Source organism: Bacillus sp. FSL R5-0603, from assembly GCF_038050295.1.
Taxonomy (GTDB): Bacteria; Bacillota; Bacilli; order Bacillales; family Bacillaceae; genus Bacillus; species Bacillus subtilis.
Window position 1 is genome coordinate 3,315,780 of sequence record NZ_JBBOYP010000001.1, and the last position, 25,171, is coordinate 3,340,950.

Here is a 25,171-nt window from a genome sequence, read left to right on the forward strand (position 1 = left end):
ATAATCCTTATTATAGTTTGAACTTTGTAAAATAAAAAGTTTACAATGTGTTGAAATTATATGTTATTTATAGATTATTTATTGTTATGACCGAGACGGAAAGGGTGTTCTTACAATTACGCCGGATACCTCCCACTTCCTCTGCATTCAGCTATTTTCAACACCAGGAAGAAATATGATATATTGACACCATCAATTGCCATTTGAAGGGATGATCAGCTGTGAAAAAAACCGCTCTCGACATCATTGAACATGCTGAAGAGCATCTCATTGAGAAGATTGCCGAAAATATGCATACGTTTGGAATGCCTTCAACTGTCGGACGTGTGCTCGGAATTATTTATATGAATCGAAAACCAATGACCTTAAGCGAGCTCTCTGAGGCAACGGGCATGAGCAAAACACGGATGAGCCAGGTTGTCCGGGAAATGATCGATGCCAATATCGCCGAAAAGGTGTTTGAAAAAGGCGTACGAAAAGACCTTTATGACGTCGAGCAGGATTATTATCAAACCTTCATTTCTTTATTTGCGGCGAATTGGACAAAGGTCGTGAGCAAAAACAAAGTGCTGTATAAAAAATTAAACCGGGAGCTGAGTGATCTTTTACAAAGGGACGGGCTTACCCCGGAAGCGGAAGAGAAAGTCAATCAGCTGCTGAATGAATTAAAAGAATGGCTTCATTACTATGATTGGCTGAGCAGGTTGATTGAATTTTTTGAGAGTGAGGAAGTCTTTCGGTATGTGCCGAAAACAAAAGAAAGCAGCTCTCTAAAATAAGAGAGCTGCTTTTTGCATCATGAGGTTAAGACCGGAAACATGCCTTTCAGCCCGGCACCAATCATCCCGACCGCAACCACGGCTAAGATTAATCCCATCAGTCTGGTAATCACATTCATCTCGGTTTTTCCGAGTTTGCTGCTGATAAAAGCAGAATAGTGGAAAAAGAGAAAGGTCAGGGCAATAACGGCGGCTATGCCGATCATAACAGCCACATAATGACCAATGCCGCTATGCCCGGCGGAAAGGCTCATCACTGTTGCAATCGTTCCAGGCCCAGCAATGATCGGAATGGATAAAGGTGTGACGGATATATCCGCTTTTTCCTTGCTTTCCTTATGTTCATCATGGTGAAGAGATTGCACGTGTGATTCTTTCGCATTCAATAGATTATAGGCAATGCCGAAAATGAATATGCCGCCCGCCACTCGGAGCGCGTGAATGTTGATATCAAACAGTTTAAAGATAAGATGGCCGAAAACCAAAAAAGCCGCGAGAATAAAAAAGGATAAAATAGCTGCCTTCCGGGCAATCGCTTTTCTTTCCGCTGCAGTATAGCCTTCTGTCAGCGTCAGAAATATCGGTACGTTTCCGATCGGATTCGATACTGCGAATAAAGAAATGAAGACGTGAACGATGAATGAGAACATCATATACCTCCTTGTTGATAGTCTCTGCACAGGAAATAGAATTATTCTCCACCCTTTTACCCGGAGGCGATTTCCCGGTAAACCTTTATAGCCTGTCAGAAACACGCCATGCTACAATGAAGTGACAAATTGAATAGGAAGGACGTATACAGATGTTCAAAAAAATTGCGGCAGATGCCTTGGGCTTATCTGATATCGGAAAAATTATCGAACCTCAGGACTATGACAAAACAGACGCAGATGATTATGTCATGCATGAAGATAATGAGAAAATTTATTTCTTGATTAAAACAAAAGCAGACGAGTATTGCTTTACGAACCTGGCCCTGATCCATGTAGACGGCGAACGCGCCACTTCCTCGAAACGAACGTTGAAACGCTATCCTTATTCGCAATATAAAATCTCTGACGTTTTTCTTGAAACTGCCGGAAAAGTGGATTTGGATGTTGAAATTAAGTTCAAGCTGGGCGGTGAACAATTCGACATTGATGTCCACAAAGACCAGATTGAAAAGTTAAAAGACCTTTATAAAGCACTGCTTCGCATCGCTGAAACAACCTATGAAAATGACATTTTAATCAATCAAGCGGAGCAAAGCTTAGATAAAGCAGTGACGATTCTTCACCATACCCGCCCTGAGCACGTTAATATTGAAACGCAATACAAAGAGCTGACCGAATTCGGATTCACTTGGCTGACATCCGTTCGCTCGCAGTATCATATTAAGGATTTTGGGGATGTATTTGAGAAATATATGAATAACTAGATAAAAAAAGACACAGCTGCTATCGGGCTCGTGTCTTTTTTGTATGAATATTGATTACTTTACAACTTTTTTCTTTTATAATAAAACTATTAGTCTATTTTCCCTATAATACAGGTAAAGGAGTTATTTTATGTATTGTCCTCAATGCGGCCATCAAACAGATGGCGGAAATTTTTGTGAGAAATGCGGATCACCGCTCCCCGGTCAATCAGGCCACCAGCATCCAGCTCAAACTGGAGCCGCTGCAAAGCAAGCAGCAAAACAGTTCGGTTCATTTGTCTTATCCGTCCTGAAACGCCCTTATCAGGAATGTAAAACAACAGGCGGAGAGCAGCTGATCAGCGCAATCATTACGATGGTTCTTTTTAGTTTGCTGACCCCTTTGATGTTTTATATTCTTTTTTCAGACGGTCCCGGAAGCGTAAGCTTTACAGCAATCTTCTTAGAGCCAACCATTTATTTTATTTTATTTCTATTTGGCCTGCATGCATGCATCTTTTTTGCCCTGAAAATCGCGGGAAACCAAGTATCTTTCAAGGATTCATTCTCAAGATTCGGAGCGTTTCTCATACCGTTCACTGCTATTTTGATTCTTGCCCTTTTCTTCTTTTTATTACATACAGACATTTGCTTTACCATATTAGCCGTTGGTTTAATCGGTGCATTCTTCGCCATTCCTCCTGCGATGCTGGGCAGTTACCAGCATTCATATAAAGGGAAGGTTGATGTCATTTACTCAACGATTGTAATTTATCTGATCATCTGCGTTACATTTCAGCTTATTATCGAACACTATGTCAAAGAAATTTTCCGTTATATGCTCTTTTAAAAACAACCCCATCACCAGCAGGTGATGGGGTTGTTTTATTGAATAGACGTTAAGTAAATTCTTCCGTTCTTCACTACGCCGGTATAAGTCCAGTTATATGTTCTGAGCTTTGGACTGCCGCCTGATTTTGTGATATAGAATTCTTCATACGTCTTAATCGTGACAGCCGACCCATTTTGGCTCCAGCTTTTCACTTCATAGTTATTAAAGTCTTCTGTTGTCCCCTCTTTATTTAATTTCGACACGAGATGCTGCTGGTCGGAATAAAGGGAACTGCCTTTTTCAAGGCTGTCTTCCATCAGTGAGAAATTATTTTGATTCACGGCATCTGCCTGACTTTGCAGATAACTGCCCATAAATAATGTCACTTGTTCATCTGTAACATCGCCGCTTGCAGAGCTTTCACTGCCTTTGTTTTTCGAGCCAGCCCAGGCGGAAGTGTATGTCTCTGGTTTATCATTTTTGATTTTCTTTATATTTGTGCCTGCAGATTGGAATGTTGATTCTGCATCTTCGAAAATCCACTTTTTCTGTTTTTTATCATATAAAAGAAGATATTCATAACTCGGACTTTCGTCAGTCATTTCAGATTTTGTATAGTCGTTATACGAAGAAGACTGGTGAAGTTCTTTTCCTGTTACCGATACCTGCCACGTTCCGTCGTTTTTCTGAGAGAGGGCAAATGTGTCCAGGTCAAAATCAGTTTCCAAGTATCTATCTTTTAAGTATGAATCCGCGCTTTTCATAGAATCAACGGTGTCCTTCGTCTCTGCCTTCCAATTGGCACTTGCCTCTGTCATCTGGGCTGTATTCCCATCAGATAGAGCTTTGGAGTATTGTTTTGTTGTTTTGACAATTGTGTTCATAATCTGTTCCTGTGTATCTTGATCAGGAATTAACGTTAACTCCATTTCTTTATCATCGATCGGAACGCCGGCAGTTTTTGTTTTTCCCCACGGAAATTCTGCCTCGACTGAAGCTGTCATTGATCCATCTGTCAGCAGCGGACCGTATGTTACGGATTTGAATGGGTCTTTATGAATCGACTTGCCGTTAATCAGCAAATCTCCCTTCCCGCTCTTGATGTCATCCGCTAAGCTGAATGTCACATCGTCTGCTTCCAATGAGAGATCAACACGAAAGCTGCTATCGCCAACCGCCTGAATGTCTTCCTTTTTCACAAGGTCAACGACATCGTTTTTCAGTTTGGCTGAGACTGTATATTCACCGGGAATGTACGGACCGAGGGTTTGTGCTTGATCTGCTTTCTTTACAGATCCGGCTTCCTCTTTATTGACATATAGATCGGTATTTTTATAATTGCTGCTCACTTCAAAATAAACAGGTGCTACCTTTAAGTCATAATGGTCAAATACCAGCAGGGTTTTCCCGTCTTTTTCCGCATATACGATATCCTTCTGGGCTGTTTCATCACGCAGCGATGCAAAAAGTTCATCTTTTTTGTCTGGATGATCCTTCAAATATGTAAGAAACGGTTTTACATTATTTTTAGTGAGTTTAAGATTGTCATTTACCGGTGTAAGCAGAGTCGCGATTTGGTCCTGATCCTCATCATTTACGGCCTGTTCAAACTTGTCTACTAACCTATCCTTTGAAGTAAAATACGCTCCGGTTTTATATGCGGCGAATAATATAACGCACGCCGCGGCAATGCTGCTCCATAAAATGATGGTTTTCTTAGGGATCGGTTTTCGCGGAGCCTGCCTTGTTTCTGCAGTGCTAGCTGTTTCTTGATTTGCCTGTTTGCTGCCCCCTCCGATCGGGGTGCCGCATTGTTTACAAAACTTGGCTCCTTCATTATTCTGGGAGCCGCAATTCTTACAAAAAAACATGACTTTCCTCCTATTCTACTAATTTGATAACATTTACTGCTTTTCATATTTTATAATAAAACAGAATGAAATTGGGAACGAATGAAAAAATTAAATGTCTATCAGACTAAAAAGGTGGTACGAATATGCAAAAGCTCAGGATTGAATTAGGAAAAGAAACAAATGACGAATTATATGATCTATTGCTGCTCGCCGATCCATCGAAAGACATTGTAGATGAATATCTTGAGAGGGGAGAATGTTACACAGCTTGGGCCGGTGATGAGCTTGCAGGTGTTTATGTATTGCTAAAAACAAGGCCGCAAACAGTTGAAATTGTAAATATTGCGGTAAAAGAATCTCTTCAGAAGAAGGGCTTTGGCAAACAGCTTGTACTTGACGCCATCGAAAAAGCGAAGGAGCTGGGGGCGGACACGATTGAAATCGGCACGGGGAATTCCAGCATTCATCAGCTTTCTCTCTATCAAAAATGCGGATTCCGCCTTCAGGCGATCGACCACGATTTCTTTGTCAGACATTATGATGAGGACATTTTTGAAAACGGGATTCAATGCCGCGATATGGTAAGGCTTTATTTGGATCTTTAATAAAAGAGCTGCCGCATGATCATCGGCAGCTCTTTTATATAGAAATTAAAAAAACTGGTTCGCTTTTTTTCCGGTATCCCGCTGCATTCCTTTCCTCACTGACAGTATAAAAAAAGTCAGGACGAGAGCCAGACCGACAGCCAGAAAAATATAATCAGCGTCCATAAACACAAGAAGCACTGTGTAAACAGCTGCTGAAAGAGGTTCTCCCATCTTTACGATAGAAAAAATAAGCGCGAATATTCTTCCGAAGTATTCAGTCGGAACCGTCTTTTGAAAATACAGAACCGTTTGTACATCAATATAGGAGATGATGACGCCTAGCACAAAAAAAAGTACAAAATCATCAAGGAAATAAATAGATGGATAATAAAAACTAGTGCAAAGTTTGCATAAAAAAGCCGCCGAGAAAATCCCGGCGGTCTTTTTATTACTTGTTTAAGTTGTAGAAAGAGTTGATACCGTGGTATTGAGCAGTTTCAGCCAACTGATCTTCGATGCGAAGAAGCTGGTTGTATTTCGCAACTCGGTCCGTACGAGACGGAGCACCTGTTTTGATTTGTCCTGCGTTTGTTGCCACAGCGATGTCAGCGATTGTGCTGTCTTCAGTTTCACCAGAACGGTGAGAGATAACAGCTGTGTAGCCTGCGCGTTTCGCCATTTCGATCGCATCGAATGTTTCAGTCAATGTACCGATTTGGTTTACTTTGATCAGGATAGAGTTGCCTACGCCGTTTTTAATACCTTCAGAAAGTTTTTTCGTGTTTGTAACGAAGAGGTCGTCACCAACAAGCTGAACTTTTTTGCCAAGACGCTCAGTAAGAAGCTTGTGGCCTTCCCAGTCGTTTTCGTCAAGACCGTCTTCGATAGAGATGATTGGGTATTTAGAAACAAGCTCTTCATACCAGTCAACCATTTCAGCAGATGTTTTCACAACGCCTTCGCCAGACAGATGGTATTTGCCGTCTTCTTTGTTGTAGAACTCAGAAGATGCAGCATCCATAGCAAGTTTAACTTCTTCGCCAGGTTTGAAGCCGGCTTTTTCGATTGCTTCAACGATTGTTTGAAGCGCTTCTTCGTTAGAACCAAGGTTTGGAGCGAATCCGCCTTCGTCACCTACAGCAGTGTTTAAGCCTTTTGCGCTTAATACTGATTTCAGGCTGTGGAAGATTTGAGCGCCCATGCGAAGTGCTTCACGGAAGTTAGGAGCACCTACAGGCATGATCATGAATTCTTGAATATCCACGTTGTTATCAGCATGCTCTCCGCCGTTTACGATGTTCATCATCGGTACAGGAAGCGTTTTTGAGTTGAATCCTCCAAGGTATTGGTAAAGAGGAATCTGTAAGAAATCAGCAGCAGCACGCGCACAAGCCATAGATACGCCAAGGATTGCGTTCGCACCAAGTTTGCCTTTGTTTTCAGTACCGTCAAGCTCGATTAAAAGCTGGTCGATTGCGTTTTGTTCAGTTACATCAAAGCCAAGAAGCTCTGGAGCAATGATTTCGTTTACGTTGTTAACAGCTGTTAACACGCCTTTTCCAAGGTAACGGTCTTTGTCGCCGTCACGAAGCTCAACCGCTTCGTATTCACCTGTAGAAGCTCCGCTTGGCACTAATGCGCGGCCGAAAGCTCCTGTTTCTGTATATACTTCAACTTCAACTGTTGGGTTGCCGCGGGAGTCTAATACTTCGCGTGCATAAACATCAACAATGTATGGCATGAGTTTTGTCTCTCCTTTTGATTTTCAAATTATTTTTGAATTAAAGATGTTCCTGTCATTTCTTTCGGTTTTTCAACACCAAGAAGGTCTAATAACGTTGGTGCAAGGTCGCCTAGGATTCCGCCTTCACGCAGCGTAATGCCTTCTTTCGTTACAATCACAGGGACTGGGTTTGTTGTATGCGCAGTGTGCGGTTCGCCTGATTCTGTAATCAGAATGTCAGCATTACCGTGATCAGCGGTAATGATGGCATGTCCGCCTTTAGCAAGAATCGCGTCAACGACTTCGCCCAAGCATTCGTCCACTGCTTCAATTGCTTTAATTGTTGGTTCAACCATTCCGGAGTGGCCGACCATATCAGGGTTTGCGAAGTTAAGAATGATCGCGTCATGCTTGTCAGCTTCAATTTCTTTGACAAGCGCGTCCTTCACTTCATACGCACTCATCTCAGGCTTCAAGTCATACGTTGCAACTTTAGGCGAGTTGATGAGAATACGCTCTTCCCCCGGGAATTCAGCTTCACGGCCGCCGCTCATAAAGAACGTGACGTGCGGATACTTTTCAGTTTCTGCAATTCGAAGCTGTTTTAACCCGTGCTGAGATAATACTTCTCCGACTGTGTTATCAAGATTTATCGGTTTAAACGCTACATAGCCGTCAACTGTTTCACTGAAGTGAGTCAGGCAGACGAAATACAGGTTCTTTGGATAATTCTCGCCGCGGTCGAAGTCACGGAAGTCTTTGTTTGTGAACGTGTTGGAAATCTGGATGGCGCGGTCCGGTCTGAAATTATAGAAAATCACAGAATCGCCGTCTTGGATTTTCGCAACAGGCTCACCGTTTTCTTTTGTGATGACAGATGGAATCACGAATTCATCGTAGATACCATTTGCATATGAATCATCAACAACATCCAGGGCGCTGCGGTAAGATGGGCCTTCGCCGTACGCCATTGCGCGGTACGCTTTTTCTACACGGTCCCAGCGTTTGTCGCGGTCCATAGAGTAGTAACGTCCGGAAATGCTGGCGATTTCACCCACACCGATTTCCTTGATTTGATCGTTCAACTGGTTGATGTACGTTTTCGCTGTCTGCGGACCTACATCACGGCCGTCAAGGAAGCCATGGATATAAACCTTTGTCAGCCCTTCTTTTTTCGCAAGCTTTAACAGTGCGAATAAATGGTTGATATGGCTGTGCACGCCTCCGTCAGATAAAAGACCGAACAGGTGCAAGGCTTTGTTGTTTTCTTTCGCGTTGCTGATCGCGTCAAGGAATGTTTGATTGCGTTCGAACTCTCCTTCACGAATGGCAACATTTACGCGTGTTAAGCTTTGGTACACAATACGTCCCGCACCGATATTTAAGTGACCTACTTCGGAGTTCCCCATTTGCCCTTCAGGAAGACCTACAGCCTCGCCTGAAGCAGTCAATGTTTGATGAGGATACTGGTTCCAATAGCGGTCAAAATTCGGTTTTTTCGCTAAAGCGACTGCGTTCCCTACTGTTTCGTTACGTAATCCGAACCCATCAAGAATGATGAGTGCAGCTGGTTTTTTACTCATATTGACCTTCCTCCAATAATTGAACGAATGACTGTGGCTCAAGGCTCGCGCCGCCGACCAAAGCACCGTCAATATCGGACTCTGCCATATATTCTTTAATGTTTGCAGGCTTTACGCTTCCGCCATATTGGATGCGAAGCTTGTCTGCAGCTTCTTGGCTGAAGCTTTCAGCGACGGTTTTACGGATATGCGCACACACGTCATTCGCATCTTTCGCTGTAGAAGATTTGCCTGTTCCGATTGCCCAGATTGGCTCATACGCAATAACAGAAGCAGCAACTTGTTCTTCAGAAAGACCAGCAAGGCCTTTTTTCACTTGGTCAGCAACAAGATCATTTGTTTTGCCGGCTTCACGCTCTTCAAGCGTTTCACCTACACAGATGATCGGCACAATGCCGTGTTTGAAAGCTGCGTGTGCTTTTTTGTTAACTGTTTCATCAGTTTCAGCGAACATTTCACGGCGCTCAGAGTGGCCGATGACGCAGTAGTCAACGCCAAGGTCTTTCAGAGCAACCGGGCTGATTTCGCCTGTGAACGCGCCGCTTTCTTCGAAGTGCATGTTTTGGGCGCCGACTTTTAGGTCAGTGCCTTTAACAGCAGAAGCAAGCTTTTCTAAGAAAAGCGCTGGCGCGCAAACAACAGCTTCAGCTTTGTCTGCTGCTGGAATGGAAGATTTCACTTCTTCAACGAAGCTGACAGCTTCGCCGAGTGTTTTGTTCATTTTCCAGTTACCGGCGATAATTGGTTTTCTCATCTGTTCCACTTCCTTATAGCAGTTTTGAGATTATTTATCGTTCAGTGCAGCTACCCCTGGAAGCTCTTTGCCTTCCATAAACTCAAGGGATGCGCCGCCGCCTGTTGAGATGTGGCTCATTTTGTCAGCAAGGCCGAATTTTTCAACCGCTGCCGCAGAGTCTCCTCCGCCGATGACAGAGTATGTATCTTTCGCCTCTGCCAATGCTTCCGCAACCGCTTTTGTTCCTTGAGCGAACAAGTCGATTTCGAATACGCCCATTGGTCCGTTCCACACGACAAGTTTGCTGTTTTTGATGACGTCAGCATACGTTTCGCGTGTTTTCGTACCAATGTCGATTGCTTCTAAATCACTAGGGATTTCAGAGATCGGCACAATTTTCACGTTTGCATCGTTAGAGAAATCATCTGCAACGAGTACATCTTCAGGCATGTAGAAGTTAACGCCTTTTTCTTTAGCGCGGTCCATAAATGATTTCGCAAGCTCGATTTTATCCTCTTCAAGAAGAGATTTACCGACTTCATAGCCAAGCGCTTTTACGAAAGTATAAGCAAGACCTCCGCCGATGATCAGGTTGTCTACTTTATCAAGAAGACTTTCGATTACACCGATTTTGTCTTTTACTTTCGCTCCGCCGATGATCGCTGTGAATGGGCGGTCAGGATTGGAAACCGCTTTTCCAAGTACATCAAGCTCTTTTTCCATTAAGAAACCTGCAACTGCTGGCAGATGCTCGGCAATTCCAGCTGTAGATGCGTGAGCACGGTGGGCAGCACCGAATGCGTCATTTACATATACATCTGCAAGCTCAGCAAATGCTTTTGCAAGCTCAGGGTCATTTTTCTCTTCACCAGGATAGAAACGTACGTTTTCCAATACAAGAACGTCTCCGTCCTTCATCTCGGAAATTTGTGCTTTTACAGCATCTCCGTATGCTTCATCCGCTTTTTTCACTTCTTTGCCAAGCAGTTCGCCGAGACGTGCAGCGACAGGAGTTAAACGAAGCTCCTCAACCACTTCGCCTTTCGGGCGGCCTAAGTGGCTCGCAAGAAGGACTTTCGCGCCTTGGTCTGCAAGGTGTTTGATTGTTGGAAGCGCAGCACGGATACGTGTATCGTCTGTTACTTCCCCGTCTTTCATTGGAACGTTAAAGTCGACGCGGCAGAATACAACTTTGCCTTTTACGTCGATGTCTTTGAGAGTTTTCTTATTCATGCCTAGGAGATCCTCCTTCAAAATGGTTTGCATACAGCACGAAAAACGTGAAACCGTCTGTTCAAGCGATAACTCCGCTAGGGCAGAGCGCAGTCTTTTTCGGCACAGGGCAGTTCGTCTAAAAGCCAGGGCAGCGGCCTTAGGCGAAAGCGCCGGCAAAGCTGCTTAAAACGCGGTCGTTTCTCTATCACAGAGCGTTTTCTGAAAGCCGGTCTTCATGGAAAAAGGGAAAGGGAGTCCGTCCCCTTCCCTTGTCCGCTTTCATTATAGCGCTTCTATTCGAAAGAACCAAGTCAGGTCCTTTTTCAGCTATAAATTAAAGACCTTTTTTTGCGATGTAAGCTGCAAGGTCAACAACGCGGTTAGAGTAGCCGCTTTCGTTATCGTACCAAGAGATTACTTTTACCATGCTGCCTTCCATAACCATTGTAGAAAGAGCATCGATTGTAGAAGAGTTTTTGTTTCCGTTGTAGTCGCCAGAAACTAATGGCTCTTCGCTGTAGCCAAGGATTCCTTTAAGGTCGCCTTCAGCCGCTTCTTTAAGAGCTGCGTTTACTTCTTCAGCTGTTACTTCTTGGTTCAGTTCAGCAACCAAGTCAACTAGAGAAACGTTTGGAGTTGGAACACGCATTGCTCCACCGTTCAGTTTGCCTTTTAGTTCAGGAAGAACTAGAGAAACTGCTTTAGCAGCACCAGTTGATGTTGGGATGATGTTTTCAGCTGCTGCACGCGCACGACGGTAGTCTTTGTGCGGAAGATCAAGGATTTGCTGATCGTTTGTGTAAGAGTGAACAGTTGTCATCATACCGCGTTTGATGCCGAATTTATCGTTAAGTACTTTTGCAAACGGCGCAAGGCAGTTTGTTGTGCAAGATGCGTTAGAGATAACATCGTGGTTAGCCGCATCGTATTTATCTTCGTTAACACCCATAACGATTGTGATATCTTCTTCGTTAGCAGGAGCAGAGATGATTACTTTTTTCGCGCCAGCTTCTAAGTGTTTCGCAGCGTCTGCGCGTTTTGTGAAGAAACCAGTAGATTCAACTACGATTTCAACGCCTTGTTTGCCCCAGCTAAGTTTAGCAGGATCGCGTTCTGCAGAAACTTCAATTGTTTTGCCGTTAACAACAAGGTTGTTACCGTCAACTGAAACTTCAGCGTCTAATTTTCCGTGTACAGAATCATATTGTAAAAGGTGAGCCAGCATGTTAGCATCTGTTAAATCGTTAACCGCTACTACCTCAACTTCAGGATTGTTTAATGCTGCGCGGAATACGTTACGTCCAATACGACCAAAACCGTTAATACCGACTTTTACTGCCATGATTGTTTCCTCCTTTAAATAAGTGAGAGATATTTATATTGAGGGATTATTCATCCCTTAATAACTTCTTTGCGGCTCCTTCGTCTGTGACGAGAACCGTGTTGCGTGGCTTTTTAAAGTAAGCCTCGATCGCCTCGGCTTTTGATGATCCGCCCGCTACCGCAATAATATCGGGGATGGCGTCTATGTCATCCAGCTGCATTCCGACAGAATGCACTTTGTGAACCACTTCGCCGTCCGCGTTAAAATAGTAGCCGAACGCTTCCGTCACCGCGTCGTTATCATCTATTTTCTTTAAGTCTTCTAAAGGCGTGTTTCTGCGCTGAGCCATAGTTTTAGCTTCGCCGATTCCATGAACCAGCATACTCGCTGATTTAATGGTGTTCAGCACCTCTTTGACTGACGGCTCTTCAATAATAGATGAATAGGCGCCTTGTGACAGCTGTCCCGGAACAAACAAAAGCCGGTAAGTGCCTGAAGCCTTCTCCGCCATATGCGCGCATATGGTGTTCGCCTGGTTTTTCACGTCTTCGCCTAAACCGCCTCTTGCAGGCACAAACAAAAGCTCGCGGTTTTTAGAATCCGGCGTCATCATTTCGGCGACAGCTTCAATTGTCGTACCGCCAGTTACAGCGACGATATTTTTGCCTGAAAATCTTTTTTTCATACATGCGACAGCTGCTCTTCCCATTTCTTTTTTGACCCATGGGGATTGATCGCTGTCTCCGGATACGATAATGGCATCCTTCAGATTTAAACGTTCTTTTAATGTCTTTTCCAAAAGAGTCAAACCTAAAACATCTTTCATCGTATCTTCCAAAACAGAAAGCAGTTCATAGCCCTCTTCTGTCAATGTCATGCCGTTTGTCTTAATATCGACCAGGTTCTGTTCCTTTAAAAACTGAACCTCGCCCCTCAGCACACGCTCGCTGATTCCGAGACTGGCAGACAGGCTTCTTCGCCCGATGGGTTCTGTCAGCCTGATATACTGCAAGATTTCAAACCTCTTTTGCATAACGAGCAGAAGATCAGGCAATAATTTTTTTTGAGCTTGTATTAACTGGTTCATGACTCAAACGTTCCTTCCTTTTTTGCTGGACATTATATGTCCCGCTATGACAAAAAACGTCCCGTCATAGCCAAAAAAAATCATTTCTGCTTTCTTTAATTATTTTAACAGGGTGGAATTGTTTATTCAACTGTTAAGAGCCAATTCATCGACAATATTCGCAGAGTTTTCATGCCGCGTCGTTTTATCCAGCAATATTTTATCCTATATATCTTTATCTTATACAGAAAGCGCCAAATGGTGCATCCCAATATAAACAGCCCTTCCCGTAGAAAGGGCTGTTTCATTAAAGCGTTTTCATTTTATCCAAAGCTTTTCAATTTCCTCGAGCGATTTGTTCTTCGTTTCCGGACAGATCGTAACGACAAACAGGAAACAAAGGATGTTAATCACCGCAAAGATCCAAAATGTATAGGCGAGCCCGAAAGAATCGATCATCATTGGCACAAACTGTCCGATCGCCCAGTTTGCTCCCCATAAAAAGATGGTCGCAATGCCCGCGGCCCGCGCACGCAGATGGTTCGGGAAGATTTCAGAAATCATAATCCATGTGATCGGTCCGACCGAGACACAGAAAGCAGCGACAAAACCTAATATAAGGACGATCATCATGATCCCGCTTGTTAACTCAAAATAAAACGACGTCCCGATTAAAATCATAAAAATAGCCATAAAAGCAGAACCGATGGACATCAGTTTTTTTCGTCCGACTTTATCAATCAGCAACACCGCAATAACGGTAAAGATGACTTCTACAACCCCGACGATACAAGTCGTCACAAATCCGGCGTTTTGCCCGAATCCCATCATTTTAAAGATTTCCGGCCCATAGTAAGTAATCGCGTTCATGCCGATGACTTGGTTAAACAGCGCCAGCAGGATTCCAATAACAAGCGCCTTCCTGAGACCCGGCTTAAACAGCTGGGAGAGCGACCCCATTTGTTCTATTTTTAAAGAGTTCTCAATGTTCTTTAATTCTTCTTTTGCAACAGTTTCTCCATTAATACGTGTCAGGATCTTTAAAGCTTCATTTGTTTTGCCCGCTTTCGCCAGCCATCTCGGACTTTCCGGGACGACGAGCAGGACAAGGAAAAAAATGACGGACGGCACCATTCCATAAGCAAGCATCCATCTCCAGCCGGTGTGCACGCCCCATTCGTATGTTCCAGACCGCTGCACAGCTAGATTAATAAAGTATGTTGCGGAAATACCCAGTATCGTAAAGAGCTGATATAAGGAAGATAAACTTCCGCGTATGGCGGGCGGTGCCGCTTCTGTAATATACGTAACAGAGAGCGATGAGCCCATCCCGATTCCCAGCCCCCCGATAATCCTTGCAATGATTAAGGTGGACACGTCTTGAGAAAGCGCTGAAACGATTGCTGATATCGCAAATAACAAAGCGGCTGTCATTAAAATTTTTCTCCGGCCGAATCTGTCACTTAAAAATCCGGATATCCCGACGCCCACAACTCCTCCAATCATAATGCTTGAAATGACAAGTCCCTCCATAAACGGACTCAGGCTGTATAAATCTTTCAGAAAACCGATGGCGCCAGAAATCACTGCCGTGTCATAGCCATACAATAAGCCGCCAAGCCCCGCCGCACATGAGATCAAAATGACAAATCCCATTGAATGGCTTCTTGTTACAGGAACATTTGGTTCTAATTGAGTTGGAGTATTCTTCATTTCCCTGCCCTCCCGAATGTTGAGTAAAGCGTTTACATTATACTTTTCAATTGTACGTACTTATATTAAAATTTAACGAAAATTACATTTAATTAGTACGTACAAATATAGAATAATCTTGTTTGCATTTTCTGTCAATGTTTTCTTACAAAGAACGCTGTGATATACTGAAATTTGTCCGTATACATTTTGGAGGAATGGATATGTTACCAAAATACGCGCAAGTAAAAGAAGAAATCAGTTCATGGATTAATCAAGGCAAAATACTGCCCGATCAAAAAATCCCTACCGAAAACGAATTAATGCAGCAATTCGGCGTCAGCCGGCATACCATCCGCAAAGCGATCGGAGACCTCGTATCACAAGGTCTGCTGTACAGCGTGCAAGGCGGAGGCACCTTTGTCGCTTCACGCTCTGCTAAGTCAGCGCTGCATTCAAATAAAACGATCGGTGTTTTGACAACCTACATATCAGACTATATTTTCCCGAGCATCATCAGAGGAATCGAGTCCTATTTAAGCGAGCAGGGGTATTCTATGCTTTTGACAAGCACAAACAACAACCCGGACAACGAAAGAAGAGGCTTAGAAAACCTGCTGTCCCAGCATATTGACGGACTCATCGTAGAACCGACAAAAAGCGCCCTTCAAACCCCAAACATCGGCTATTATCTGAACTTGGAGAAAAACGGCATTCCTTTTGCGATGATTAACGCGTCATATGCCGAGCTTGCCGCGCCAAGTTTTACCTTGGATGATGTGAAAGGCGGGATGATGGCGGCGGAGCATTTGCTTTCTCTCGGCCACACGCATATGATGGGTATTTTTAAAGCTGATGACACACAAGGCGTGAAACGGATGAACGGATTTATACAGGCGCACCGGGAGCGTGAGTTGTTTCCTTCTCCGGATATGATCGTGACATTTACAACGGAAGAAAAAGAATCAAAACTTCTGGAGAAAGTAAAAGCCACACTGGAGAAAAACAGCAAGCACATGCCGACAGCCATTCTTTGTTATAACGATGAAATTGCGCTGAAGGTGATTGATATGCTGAGGGAGATGGATCTTAAAGTGCCAGAGGATATGTCTATTGTCGGGTATGATGATTCACATTTCGCCCAAATCTCAGAAGTGAAACTAACCTCTGTCAAACATCCGAAATCAGTGCTTGGAAAAGCAGCCGCCAAATATGTCATTGACTGCTTAGAGCATAAAAAGCCGAAGCAAGAGGATGTTATATTTGAGCCTGAGTTGATCATTCGCCAGTCCGCACGAAAACTGAATGAATAAAAAAAGCAATGTATGGGTCTCCCCGCTACATTGCTTTTTTTATAGCTGTTATCTGTTTTTCCAAACGTCAGCGATGATTTCAAACGAACGCATTCTGTCTGCGTGTTCAAAGGTTTCTGAGTTAACCATAATTTCGTCAGCCTGTGTCGTTTTGACGAAATCTTCAAGCTTCGCCTTCACTTCTTCCGGACCTCCGACAATCGTGGAGCTTAGCTGCTCATTGACCATCGCTTTTTCATACGGGCTCCAGATTTGGTCCATATCCTCAACAGGCGGTTTAAGCTGGTTCGGCGTACCGCGGACAAGATCAAGAAACCTTTGATAATGCGAAGTCGCAAGGTGCTGCGCTTTCTCGTTTGTATCTGCCGCGATAATGGTGACACCGACCATCGCATACGGTTCGTCGAGCACGTCTGACGGCGTGAAGGAATTGCGGTACAGCTCCAATGCAGGAACCGTATTCGCCGGTGAGAAATGAGCGGCAAAGGCAAACGGAAGACCTAGTTCACCTGCCAGACGGGCGCTGAAGCCGCTTGAGCCCAGCAGCCAAATCGGCACATCTATGCCCTCTCCGGGAATGGCGCGAACTTGATTGCGCACATTTCCTGACGGTTTAAAATAATTGCGCAGTTCCTCTAATTGTTCTGGAAAATCCTCCCCGCTGTTGATGTTTCTGCGGAGCGCTCTGGCTGTCAATTGGTCTGTTCCCGGCGCACGTCCAAGCCCCAGATCAATCCGCCCGGGATACAGTGTTTCCAGTGTGCCGAATTGTTCAGCAATGACTAATGAAGAGTGGTTCGGGAGCATAATGCCGCCGGAACCGACGCGGATTTTCTTCGTGCCTCCGGCAATATGGCCAATCAAAACTGCGGTGGCAGAGCTTGCAACACCTTCTATATTATGATGTTCAGCAAGCCAGTAACGGTGATAGCCCCATTCCTCTGCCCGGCGCGCCAAGTCCATGCTGTTTCGGAATGATTCTGCAATCGTTCCTCCCTGAACAACCGGAGATAAATTCAAGACAGAAAGCAAGGTATCTTTGCGTTGGTTGTTAGACATATTGTTCTCCTTTGCAAATGTGTTATCAGTAAACAGCCCAAAGCTGTCAGGTCATGATAGAAAGAACTTCTATCACACCATAACACAACTGCATTCAGGAATAAAAGAATTTGATTCGATGAAATTCGAACAATATAAAACGAACGGTTTGGAACATTATTCTGCTCCAAACAGCTCCTTAGCCATCTCAATAAAGAGCTTAGCCGCCAGAGATGCCTCCTTTAGCGACGGAACAGCAAGCTGCACATCACGGTATACCTGCGGGTCCAATTCCCGGGTCACCACATGCTCCGGAAGCGGCATCCCCGACATGGACATTTCTGATAAAATGGCCAGGCCCAGTCCTTCTCTGATCATACTGATCGAGGTGTTGATGTTATAGACCGTGAAAGCTGGGTGCAGCGTAGCGCCCGCCTGCCTGAACATATCGACAAATGGTGACTCATAGCCTCCGTCACAGACGATCATCGGTTCATGGTCAAGATCTTTCAGCGTAATGGCCGAATGACTGGCAAGCGGGTGATCGTCCCTGAGCACGACTGCCATTTTGTCTTTTTTCAAATGAATGTACTCCATCTCCTCTGTTGGATACAGAAGAATGCCGACATCTATCATCCGCGTATGAAGCCACTCCTTGACTTCATTTACAGTTCCCTCGTGCAGCACGAGCTCAAGTTTCGGATATTTTTGTTTAAATGCACTGATCAGCTTCGGCATAAAATAAGCCGAAGCTGTTGAGAATGTGCCGATATGGATCGTTCCCAGTTCAAGCCCTTTTTCCGCTGCTGCTACCTGCTCAACTTTTTCAATGCCTTTTAAGACTTCTCTAATGTGTACTAAGATCTGTTTTCCCGTAACCGTCAGCATCAGGCCATTGCGGCGGTCACGAATGATCAGCTTTACATCAAGCTCAGCTTCGATCGCAGAAATCGCATGGCTGACAGCCGGCTGTGTCATGTTCAGCGCCTGACCCGCTTTTGTAAAGCTTCCCGTTTCAGCTATTTTCACAAAAACCTTTAATTGTGTAATGGTCATAACAATTTACTTATGCTCCTTATAAAAAAGATTCATTTTATTTATCTTATGTTCTACCGTATCATATGATGGAAAAGTTCTACAAGGAGTGAATGAACAATGAAGCAGCTCTCAAAAACGCGGACAGCTCTCCTGCTCGCATTTCTCGTCATCATGTGGGGCGTCAATTGGCCGCTGTCCAAAGCCGCGCTCGCCTATTCTCCGCCATTATTGTTCGCGGGCATCCGAACGCTGATCGGCGGGCTTTTATTAGTCATTGTCGCACTGCCGCGTATTCATAAATTACGCTTAAAAGAAACGTGGCCGATTTATCTTGTTTCTGCTCTTTTAAATATTACGTTATTCTACGGCCTGCAAACGATCGGGCTGAATTATCTTCCGGCCGGCCTGTTTTCTGCAATCGTCTTCTTCCAGCCTGTTCTGATGGGTGTATTTTCTTGGCTGTGGCTCGGCGAATCCATGTTTGTAATGAAAGTGATCGGACTCATCCTCGGTTTTGCGGGAGTAGCCGTCATTAGTGCTGCGGGCTTTGGCGGGCATATTTCTGTCATTGGGGTTCTGCTGGCTCTCGGCTCCGCAATCAGCTGGGCGCTCGGAACGGTATATATGAAAAAAACAGGCAGCCGCGTCGATTCCATCTGGATGGTCGCTCTGCAGCTGACGATCGGAAGCGTGTTTCTGCTAATATCCGGCTTTTGGACAGAAAGCTTTTCGGCGATCCAATGGACAGCTCCGTTTATTACAAGCCTGCTGTTCATCTCCGTATTCGTTATCGCGCTCGGCTGGCTTGTCTTTTTTACGCTTGTCGGTTCAGGAGAAGCAAGCAAGGTCGCATCTTATACTTTTTTGATTCCGCTCATATCAATCGTGGCCAGCTCCATTTTCCTGCATGAACCGCTCACCCTTAGCCTCTTGGCAGGGCTGCTGCTGATTGTCACGAGCATCTGTCTCGTGAATACAAAATCAAAAGCGCAGAAAGCTGCGGCGATTGGTATAAACGAGAAAGCTGCACAATAATAAAAACCCTCTTGCCGGATGCGGCAAGAGGGTTTCTTATTTACTGATGCTTGCGTCCTTTGACCAAATATGCAACTGTAATCAAAAGGTAGATCGCCGCAGTAATGCCGGTAATGACAATTGATGTTGTCATGATGACCCCGATCAGAATGGCGAGTAATGCCACAATCGCAAACCATGTCGTGTACGGGAACCATTTTACATAATAGGCCGGTGTTTCCGTTTGCTGTTTTCTCGATTTTAAATGAGCGAATCCGATGATCAGCCAAATGAATAAAACGGTATATCCCAATGATCCCATTAAATAATTAAATGTTTGGCTTCCTGCGAACAGAGAAATCAATACGCCAATATAGAGAGAAGAAGTGCACATCAGAATCGCAAACATCGGTACGTTTTTCGATGAAAGCTTAGAGAAGACCTTTGGAAGCCTTCCGTCACTTGCCTGTGTATACAAAATGCGTGATGATCCGTATAAACCTGAATTCATAGAAGAAATGATCGCCAGCAGGATGACTGCATTCATGATATGATCCGCGCCCGGAATGCCTACCATTTTAAAGACCATCACGAAAGGACTTTCCGGAACGGAATTGACTTGGTTCCATGGAATCAGGCTGACGATGATGAAAAACGGCAGCAGGTAAAACGCGACAATCCGTGTCAGTGTGCTGCGGACAGCTTTCGGGACAACCTTTTCCGGATTTTTTGTCTCTGCAAGCGTTACACCGATAATTTCTGTACCGCCGTAAGAGTAGATGACGACAAGCATCGCCGTGATCAGCCCTGTGCCGCCGTGCGGGAAAAATCCGCCGTGGTCTGTCAGGTTGGAAAATCCGGATGCTGTATGATCACCGAATGATACAAATAAGAGCAGCAATCCCAGAATAATAAAGATAATAATAACGGTAATTTTGATCATTGCCAGCCAATATTCAGTTTCGGCGAAGATTTTAACAGAAAGCAAGTTTACAATCGTGACGATAAGAGAAATTCCTAATGCCAACACCCAGATCGGGCAGCCCGGCAGCCAATATTGAATGAAAATCGCAGCTACAACAGCTTCAGCCGCAATGTTAAGCACCCACATTTTCCAGTAGATCCAGTCCAAAAAGTAAGCAGCGTAATTTCCCAATACCTGCTGGACAAGATCACGGAAGGTTCTGGCGTTACGGTTTCGAACAGCCATTTCCGCCAGCCCCTGCATAATAAACAGCAAAATAATCCCGCCGAGCAGGTATGCGATAATGACAGATGGCCCTGCCACATCGATCGCTGAGCTGCTCCCCTTAAATAAACCTGCGCCGATTGCTCCGCCCAGCGCCATCATCATAATATGGCGGGACGTCATCGTGCGTTTTAACGTTTGATTGTCGTTTTTCATCCTCTTCTACCTCTCCTTCTTGTTTTCAAAAACAAAAAAGCCCGCCGTCTCCTACCTAATCTAATAGATAAAGAGACGACGAGCCTTCGGCTGACCGCGGTACCACTCTTGTTGATTCTTCATGAAGAATCCTGCTTTTGACCTGTAACGAAGGTTAGCCGTTAAAACATAGGGAATATTCAATCTATTCCGTTCCGTCTTACCACTCCCGGGCGAGTTCAAAGAAGAATCAGGCTGCGTCGCACCACCCCGCAGCTCTCTGTTCTGATCACTTTCTTTTACTGCTCCCAATCTATGTGTTTTAGTTTTCTGAAAAAACTCAAATTTTATGATCTGAATATATTAACATAATATACGTGCTTCTCTTTTAACTGTCAATAACTTCAGAGAAAAAAGAAACTGTTATTTTGTCCCTTTTCGAATGGCTTTCCAAAAGGATTCTGACTCGTTTCCTAATGCGTAAACTGAAACACCTGCTATTTTATATTGCTTTGCCAGATGGCTTTTCGTTTGAACGGTTTTTTCGTTTTCATACCACACGACATGTTTATGCTTCTTTTTGTCAACATAAGAAAACGTCATCGAGCCTGATTTTTTGTTGAATGCCGGCTTTGCTTTTTGTTTTTTGATGAGGGATTTGAGCTCATTCCATTCCCTTATTGTGCTGGTACTTCCGTCTTTTACATCCCAGTCATAGCCGTACGCAGGGATTCCCATGATGACTTTATTGGCTTTGATCTTTTTGACTGAAAACTGCAGAGAGCTTTTGATCCAGTTTGTGCTTGCCACTGACCCCGGCTCACCCCAAATGCCGTGTTCATCGTAGGTCATGACTTGTACGAAGTCGGCATATTTGCCGATTTTCGCATAATCATACGGCCAGCTCCAGTCATCATTTTTATCATCGGCGCTTTTGGCCGGAACGGATACCATTGTTTTAATATGTTTCTTATTCAAAGCCTGTGAGACATATTGAATGAAGTTCGAGTACTCAGCGCGGTCTTCTGGATTTACTGCTTCAAAATCGATATTGATTCCGTAATATGAGTGCTTTTTGGCCAGTGTAATTAACTGATCTGTGAATCGTTTTTTCGCTGTTTTATTGCTCATGACTCGACTCGCTAAATCTCCGTCAAAATCATAAATGGCATCATTATAGTTTGAAATGACAGCCCATGTCTTGATTTTTTTCTTTTTCGCATATGTCAGCTGCTTGCTTGGGGCATCGCCAATGATTCGTCCGTTTTTTTCAAACGCAAATGTATCGGTTGCGATGGCATTCATGTATGTATGATATTTCGTAAGAGAATTGTATGAAGCCGTATCCCCAGTCGTGTAGCCTAGTGTCATTCCGGCTGCCTTCGCTTCTGTTTTTGTATACATAAACAGAACAATCGCAATCGCCAGTGAAACCGCTATGATCAGCCACTTTTTCATCGCATTTCCTCCTATTTCAAGTCATACTCTTCTCATCGGCCAAAAAATTGGAAGTTGAAGTTTTTTCAAGCAAAAAGCCCGGCATATGCCTGCCGGGCTTCCTGAGTTCAGCGGTCAGAGACGAGAATATATGCTGCCTTTACAGGTCCGTGCACTCCCACAACTAAATCCATTTCAATGTCTGCTGAGTTGCTCGGTCCGGTAATGTAGTTGATACATGAAGGAACAGTGACACCGTCCGCAATGTTTTGGCGGATGATATCACTGGCTTGTGTCATTCTCGGTACAATGCTTGATTTCGGCACGATCGCAATATAAGTCGTCGGCAGAAGGCTGACAGATCGGCCGATGTCTTTTGAGGAGAAGAGGACAACCGTCCCCGACTCAGCCAATGTCATTTCGCTGAATGTAATCCCTACATTGGCTTGCTCCGCTTTTTTGATATTTTCCTCGCCTTTGTCAGCATCCCACTCCCAGACCGGCGTTCCTTCACTCGGCCAGTCCTTGGTGAGCAGGCTTTTCAGTCCGTATTCTTCAAAGCGGGGGTCCTTCGGAATGATGACAGGGCCTCCGGAAAAGCGGCTGACTTGCTCGCGCAGGGCATCGTAAAGGCCGGTTGAATCCGTTTCAATCAGCTCTGTATGGATTTTGACACAATGGTTTTTGAGCACTGTGACTAAGTCATCCGCTGAATAACCTTCAAGTGTTTTATATTGCGGCTGATGCGCCCATTCAGGGACTGCCACGCCTCCTGTTCTTCTTTCACGGCCCAGGCTGGATGCGATTCGGTTTAAAAAGCTCTCTTGATTCTGAATGGTTCCCTTCGTCATCACTGCTCCTCCTTCGTGCGTTCACTTGTTTCTCTGTCCGCAAACCAGTCTCTGAATCTCGATTTATGCGGTGCCGGGAAGTCGCGGATCTGTGTCCAGTTTTTAAGCGGGCCGGGCCCTTTCGAAATTTTTTCGTCCTCTGTAAAAGGCGTCATGGCGGCCGGCGCCCATTTTGAGCCCATTTTGTAAAGCGATAAAGAGGATGCGCCAAGTCCGAATGCTTTCATTGCAAGCTTTTCACTGATCGGCGCTCTTCCTTCTTTTTCGACGATATTCTGACGATGCTTGAGTAGCAGCTCATGAAGCGGGATTTTGACCGGGCAGGCTTCTGAACAAGCAGCGCACAGTGAAGATGCGTACGGCAGCTCCTTATAATCGTCATAACCGCCGAGCAACGGCGATAAAACCGCTCCGATCGGCCCCGAGTATATTGAGCCGTATGAATGTCCGCCGACATGGCGGTACACAGGACAGACATTGATACAGGCGGCACAGCGGATACATTGCAGCACAGACTGGAATTCCGTTCCAAGGATATTGGATCGTCCATTGTCAACGATGACAAGATGGAATTCTTCCGGACCGTCCACTTCACCTTCCAGCTTCGGACCCGTCAAAGCTGTAATATAGCTTGTCAGCCGCTGTCCGACAGCACTTCTTGTCAGCATGCTGACTAGCACTTCAAATTCAGAAAATGACGGGACAATCCGCTCCATTCCCATGACGGTAATTTGTGTTTTCGGCAAGGTGCTCACAAGCCGTCCATTTCCTTCATTGGTCACAAGGCTGACGGAACCCGTGTCAGCGATGGCGAAGTTACAGCCGGTAATGCCGATATCCGCTTCCAGAAACTTTTTCCGGAGAATGGCGCGCGCATGCATCACCAGCTCTTCCGGTTTTTCTGTATGTTGATAGTCCAGTCTTTCTTTAAACACATCGCGTATCTGCTCTTTATTTTTATGAAGGGCGGGCGCTACGATATGTGACGGCGGATCGTGATCATCAATCTGCAAAATATACTCCCCGAGATCGGTTTCGACGACTTCACAGCCTTCCTTCTCCAGCACCTCATTCAGATTGATTTCCTCTGTGACCATTGATTTAGATTTCACAATTTTCTTCCCGTTCTTCTTTTGAATGACATCGCGAATATAAGAAGACGCCTCATCCGCTGTTTCCGCGAAATAGACATGTCCGCCTCTTTTCGCCACATTTTCGGCAAGCTGTCCAAGATAGAAATCAAGGTTTTCAAGGACATGCTGCCTGATTTCCTCTGATAATGAGCGCCACTCCTCCCAGTTTCCCAGTTCTTCTGCTGCCTCTAGGCGCCGCGTCCGCAGACGCTCCTGTGCACCCGAAACAGCGCCTCTCATAAATTCATTATCAATCCCCTGTGATACCCGCTCTTTAAAAGCGTCAGTACCGATTTTCATCGCCATGATCCTTTCCCCCTCTGTATCCAGTTTTATCTGCTGTTGAGCACTTCGGCGATGTGCATCACTTTGACATTCTTATCTTTTCGGCCAAGCCGTCCCCCGATATTCATCAAACAGCCGCAGTCAGCACCGATCAGCACCTCCGCTCCCGTTTCCTCCACACATTCGACTTTTTCATCGACCATCTGCTCAGAAATCTGCGCCATTTTGACTGAGAACGTTCCTCCGAATCCGCAGCAGTTATGTTTGCCCGGAAGCTCTGTAAACTGCAGGCCCTTCACATGGCTCAACAGCTTCATTGGCTCCTCCCGAACACCCAGCAGCCTAGTCATATGGCACGACGTATGTAAGGTCGCTTTTGTATGAAGGGTCGCGCCGACATCCTCTATCCCAAGGATGTTCACAATAAAATCTGTCAGTTCATACGTTTTATCCGCCAGCTTTTGCGCTTTATCGGCCCATTTCGGGTCATCCGCAAACAAGTGCGGGTATTCCCGGAACATCGTTGTGCAGGAACCGGAAGGACTGACAACATATTCGGAATCCTGAAACGTTTCGATCATCCGTTTCATTGCTTTTTTGGCGTCATGTACATAGCCGCTGTTGTAAGCCGGCTGCCCGCAGCAAATCTGCCCTTCCGGAAAATCAACCTCGCACCCAAGCCGCTCCAGCAGCTCAACCGTTGCTTTTCCGACATTTGTTTGAAACATATCAACAAGACAAGTGACAAAAAGTGAGACTTTCATGATGAACCCCTCTCTCATCCCCAATATATGATCAGGTCATCTGATGACCTGAGTTAAAATAACTATATAAATATCGTACACTATTCTGACAATGGAAGGGAAGGGTTTTCTAAACATCTCGGCAATAA

22 protein-coding genes, 1 pseudogene and 1 other annotated feature are annotated in these 25,171 nt (G+C 44.9%); of the genes and pseudogenes, 6 read left to right on the top strand and 17 right to left on the bottom strand.

Translation table 11 applies throughout. The annotated features are described in order from the left end of the window. The first annotated feature begins 221 nt into the window (after positions 1-221). Positions 222-779 carry an opuC operon transcriptional regulator OpcR gene (opcR, locus tag NYE56_RS17155; RefSeq protein WP_003228345.1) on the top strand — a complete coding sequence of 186 codons (558 nt, stop codon included), beginning with the start codon at positions 222-224 and terminating at the stop codon, positions 777-779. 17 nt (positions 780-796) lie between these two features. Here the strand turns inward: opcR and NYE56_RS17160 are convergent, their stop codons facing one another. After that, positions 797-1,432 carry an NAAT family transporter gene (locus tag NYE56_RS17160; protein WP_080262594.1) on the bottom strand — a complete coding sequence of 212 codons (636 nt, stop codon included), beginning with the start codon at positions 1,430-1,432 and terminating at the stop codon, positions 797-799. Positions 1,433-1,581: 149 nt separating this feature from the next. Between NYE56_RS17160 and NYE56_RS17165 the strand changes: the two genes are divergently transcribed. Continuing rightward, a complete protein-coding gene (locus NYE56_RS17165) occupies positions 1,582-2,196 on the top strand; it encodes a PH domain-containing protein (RefSeq protein WP_003228342.1) in 615 nt (204 codons plus the stop codon). Between the two features lie 130 nt (positions 2,197-2,326). After that, positions 2,327-3,025 carry a zinc ribbon domain-containing protein gene (locus tag NYE56_RS17170; protein ID WP_172850025.1) on the top strand — a complete coding sequence of 233 codons (699 nt, stop codon included), beginning with the start codon at positions 2,327-2,329 and terminating at the stop codon, positions 3,023-3,025. A 35-nt stretch (positions 3,026-3,060) separates the two neighbouring features. Here NYE56_RS17170 and NYE56_RS17175 read toward each other — a convergent pair whose 3' ends face one another. Beyond that, positions 3,061-4,878, bottom strand: a complete 1,818-nt coding sequence (locus tag NYE56_RS17175; RefSeq protein WP_341284161.1) for a zinc ribbon domain-containing protein — start codon at positions 4,876-4,878, stop codon at positions 3,061-3,063. 125 nt (positions 4,879-5,003) lie between these two features. On the opposite strand from NYE56_RS17175, the gene NYE56_RS17180 reads away from it, so the two are divergent. Then, positions 5,004-5,465: a GNAT family N-acetyltransferase gene (locus NYE56_RS17180; protein WP_015384661.1), complete on the top strand. Its 462-nt coding sequence runs from the start codon at positions 5,004-5,006 to the stop codon at positions 5,463-5,465. A gap of 45 nt (positions 5,466-5,510) precedes the next feature. Here the strand turns inward: NYE56_RS17180 and NYE56_RS17185 are convergent. The 8 genes and pseudogenes from NYE56_RS17185 to araE form a co-directional block, all read right to left on the bottom strand. Then, positions 5,511-5,804 (bottom strand): annotated as a pseudogene (locus tag NYE56_RS17185) (MFS transporter); the annotation flags it as partial. 91 nt (positions 5,805-5,895) lie between these two features. Beyond that, positions 5,896-7,188, bottom strand: a complete 1,293-nt coding sequence (eno, locus tag NYE56_RS17190) for a phosphopyruvate hydratase (RefSeq protein ID WP_003228333.1) — start codon at positions 7,186-7,188, stop codon at positions 5,896-5,898. A 29-nt stretch (positions 7,189-7,217) separates the two neighbouring features. Next, positions 7,218-8,753, bottom strand: a complete 1,536-nt coding sequence (gpmI, locus tag NYE56_RS17195) for a 2,3-bisphosphoglycerate-independent phosphoglycerate mutase (protein WP_003228330.1) — start codon at positions 8,751-8,753, stop codon at positions 7,218-7,220. Continuing rightward, positions 8,746-9,507 (bottom strand): triose-phosphate isomerase, encoded by a 762-nt coding sequence (gene tpiA, locus NYE56_RS17200; RefSeq protein WP_003243394.1) that lies wholly within the window; start codon positions 9,505-9,507, stop codon positions 8,746-8,748. The genes gpmI and tpiA overlap by 8 nt, the downstream gene beginning before the upstream one ends. Before the next feature lie 30 nt (positions 9,508-9,537). After that, positions 9,538-10,722, bottom strand: a complete 1,185-nt coding sequence (locus tag NYE56_RS17205) for a phosphoglycerate kinase (RefSeq protein WP_003243051.1) — start codon at positions 10,720-10,722, stop codon at positions 9,538-9,540. A gap of 316 nt (positions 10,723-11,038) precedes the next feature. Beyond that, entirely contained in the window at positions 11,039-12,046 is a 1,008-nt protein-coding gene (gene gap, locus NYE56_RS17210; RefSeq protein WP_003219957.1) for a type I glyceraldehyde-3-phosphate dehydrogenase, read from the bottom strand. A 46-nt stretch (positions 12,047-12,092) separates the two neighbouring features. After that, the gene (cggR, locus tag NYE56_RS17215) at positions 12,093-13,115 is read right to left on the bottom strand and encodes a gapA transcriptional regulator CggR (RefSeq protein WP_009968188.1); all 1,023 of its coding nucleotides are present in this window, start codon (positions 13,113-13,115) and stop codon (positions 12,093-12,095) included. A gap of 297 nt (positions 13,116-13,412) precedes the next feature. Next, the gene (gene araE / locus NYE56_RS17220) at positions 13,413-14,807 is read right to left on the bottom strand and encodes an arabinose-proton symporter AraE (protein ID WP_003243899.1); all 1,395 of its coding nucleotides are present in this window, start codon (positions 14,805-14,807) and stop codon (positions 13,413-13,415) included. A 203-nt stretch (positions 14,808-15,010) separates the two neighbouring features. On the opposite strand from araE, the gene araR reads away from it, so the two are divergent. Beyond that, complete coding sequence (araR, locus tag NYE56_RS17225) at positions 15,011-16,099, top strand: arabinose utilization transcriptional regulator AraR (RefSeq protein WP_003243070.1); 1,089 nt, start codon at positions 15,011-15,013, stop codon at positions 16,097-16,099. A 48-nt stretch (positions 16,100-16,147) separates the two neighbouring features. Here araR and NYE56_RS17230 read toward each other — a convergent pair whose 3' ends face one another. Beyond that, positions 16,148-17,158 (bottom strand): LLM class flavin-dependent oxidoreductase, encoded by a 1,011-nt coding sequence (locus tag NYE56_RS17230; RefSeq protein WP_003228318.1) that lies wholly within the window; start codon positions 17,156-17,158, stop codon positions 16,148-16,150. Between the two features lie 156 nt (positions 17,159-17,314). Then, positions 17,315-18,193 (bottom strand): LysR family transcriptional regulator, encoded by an 879-nt coding sequence (locus NYE56_RS17235; RefSeq protein WP_341284162.1) that lies wholly within the window; start codon positions 18,191-18,193, stop codon positions 17,315-17,317. A 99-nt stretch (positions 18,194-18,292) separates the two neighbouring features. Between NYE56_RS17235 and NYE56_RS17240 the strand changes: the two genes are divergently transcribed. Further along, positions 18,293-19,210, top strand: coding sequence for a DMT family transporter (locus NYE56_RS17240; RefSeq protein ID WP_029946021.1), 918 nt, complete (start codon positions 18,293-18,295; stop codon positions 19,208-19,210). Positions 19,211-19,250: 40 nt separating this feature from the next. Here the strand turns inward: NYE56_RS17240 and NYE56_RS17245 are convergent, their stop codons facing one another. The 5 genes from NYE56_RS17245 to lutA all read right to left on the bottom strand — a co-directional run bounded on the left by NYE56_RS17245 (position 19,251) and on the right by lutA (position 25,043). After that, the gene (locus tag NYE56_RS17245) at positions 19,251-20,594 is read right to left on the bottom strand and encodes an amino acid permease (protein ID WP_003228313.1); all 1,344 of its coding nucleotides are present in this window, start codon (positions 20,592-20,594) and stop codon (positions 19,251-19,253) included. 68 nt (positions 20,595-20,662) lie between these two features. Next, positions 20,663-20,898 (bottom strand) — a binding site (T-box leader). 98 nt (positions 20,899-20,996) lie between these two features. After that, positions 20,997-22,031 (bottom strand): glycoside hydrolase family 18 protein, encoded by a 1,035-nt coding sequence (locus tag NYE56_RS17250; protein ID WP_335449602.1) that lies wholly within the window; start codon positions 22,029-22,031, stop codon positions 20,997-20,999. Between the two features lie 107 nt (positions 22,032-22,138). Beyond that, on the bottom strand, positions 22,139-22,861 hold the full coding sequence (lutC, locus tag NYE56_RS17255; protein WP_129134068.1) for a lactate utilization protein LutC: 723 nt from the start codon (positions 22,859-22,861) through the stop codon (positions 22,139-22,141). After that, positions 22,861-24,300: a lactate utilization iron-sulfur protein LutB gene (gene lutB, locus NYE56_RS17260; protein ID WP_041850520.1), complete on the bottom strand. Its 1,440-nt coding sequence runs from the start codon at positions 24,298-24,300 to the stop codon at positions 22,861-22,863. Before lutB ends, lutC begins: the two co-directional genes overlap by 1 nt. A gap of 26 nt (positions 24,301-24,326) precedes the next feature. Further along, positions 24,327-25,043: a lactate utilization iron-sulfur protein LutA gene (gene lutA / locus NYE56_RS17265; protein ID WP_041338939.1), complete on the bottom strand. Its 717-nt coding sequence runs from the start codon at positions 25,041-25,043 to the stop codon at positions 24,327-24,329. Between the last annotated feature and the right edge of the window lie 128 nt (positions 25,044-25,171).

Excerpts from the sequence above, each read along its gene's own strand:
- NYE56_RS17160 (WP_080262594.1), bottom strand. The coding sequence starts at position 1,432 with ATGATGTTCTCATTCATCGTTCACGTCTTCATTTCTTTATTCGCAGTA.
- NYE56_RS17165 (WP_003228342.1), top strand. The coding sequence starts at position 1,582 with ATGTTCAAAAAAATTGCGGCAGATGCCTTGGGCTTATCTGATATCGGA.
- NYE56_RS17170 (WP_172850025.1), top strand. The coding sequence starts at position 2,327 with ATGTATTGTCCTCAATGCGGCCATCAAACAGATGGCGGAAATTTTTGT.
- NYE56_RS17175 (WP_341284161.1), bottom strand. The coding sequence starts at position 4,878 with ATGTTTTTTTGTAAGAATTGCGGCTCCCAGAATAATGAAGGAGCCAAG.
- NYE56_RS17180 (WP_015384661.1), top strand. The coding sequence starts at position 5,004 with ATGCAAAAGCTCAGGATTGAATTAGGAAAAGAAACAAATGACGAATTA.
- eno (WP_003228333.1), bottom strand. The coding sequence starts at position 7,188 with ATGCCATACATTGTTGATGTTTATGCACGCGAAGTATTAGACTCCCGC.
- gpmI (WP_003228330.1), bottom strand. The coding sequence starts at position 8,753 with ATGAGTAAAAAACCAGCTGCACTCATCATTCTTGATGGGTTCGGATTA.
- tpiA (WP_003243394.1), bottom strand. The coding sequence starts at position 9,507 with ATGAGAAAACCAATTATCGCCGGTAACTGGAAAATGAACAAAACACTC.
- NYE56_RS17205 (WP_003243051.1), bottom strand. The coding sequence starts at position 10,722 with ATGAATAAGAAAACTCTCAAAGACATCGACGTAAAAGGCAAAGTTGTA.
- gap (WP_003219957.1), bottom strand. The coding sequence starts at position 12,046 with ATGGCAGTAAAAGTCGGTATTAACGGTTTTGGTCGTATTGGACGTAAC.
- cggR (WP_009968188.1), bottom strand. The coding sequence starts at position 13,115 with ATGAACCAGTTAATACAAGCTCAAAAAAAATTATTGCCTGATCTTCTG.
- araE (WP_003243899.1), bottom strand. The coding sequence starts at position 14,807 with ATGAAGAATACTCCAACTCAATTAGAACCAAATGTTCCTGTAACAAGA.
- araR (WP_003243070.1), top strand. The coding sequence starts at position 15,011 with ATGTTACCAAAATACGCGCAAGTAAAAGAAGAAATCAGTTCATGGATT.
- NYE56_RS17230 (WP_003228318.1), bottom strand. The coding sequence starts at position 17,158 with ATGTCTAACAACCAACGCAAAGATACCTTGCTTTCTGTCTTGAATTTA.
- NYE56_RS17235 (WP_341284162.1), bottom strand. The coding sequence starts at position 18,193 with ATGACCATTACACAATTAAAGGTTTTTGTGAAAATAGCTGAAACGGGA.
- NYE56_RS17240 (WP_029946021.1), top strand. The coding sequence starts at position 18,293 with ATGAAGCAGCTCTCAAAAACGCGGACAGCTCTCCTGCTCGCATTTCTC.
- NYE56_RS17245 (WP_003228313.1), bottom strand. The coding sequence starts at position 20,594 with ATGAAAAACGACAATCAAACGTTAAAACGCACGATGACGTCCCGCCAT.
- NYE56_RS17250 (WP_335449602.1), bottom strand. The coding sequence starts at position 22,031 with ATGAAAAAGTGGCTGATCATAGCGGTTTCACTGGCGATTGCGATTGTT.
- lutC (WP_129134068.1), bottom strand. The coding sequence starts at position 22,861 with ATGACGAAGGGAACCATTCAGAATCAAGAGAGCTTTTTAAACCGAATC.
- lutB (WP_041850520.1), bottom strand. The coding sequence starts at position 24,300 with ATGGCGATGAAAATCGGTACTGACGCTTTTAAAGAGCGGGTATCACAG.
- lutA (WP_041338939.1), bottom strand. The coding sequence starts at position 25,043 with ATGAAAGTCTCACTTTTTGTCACTTGTCTTGTTGATATGTTTCAAACA.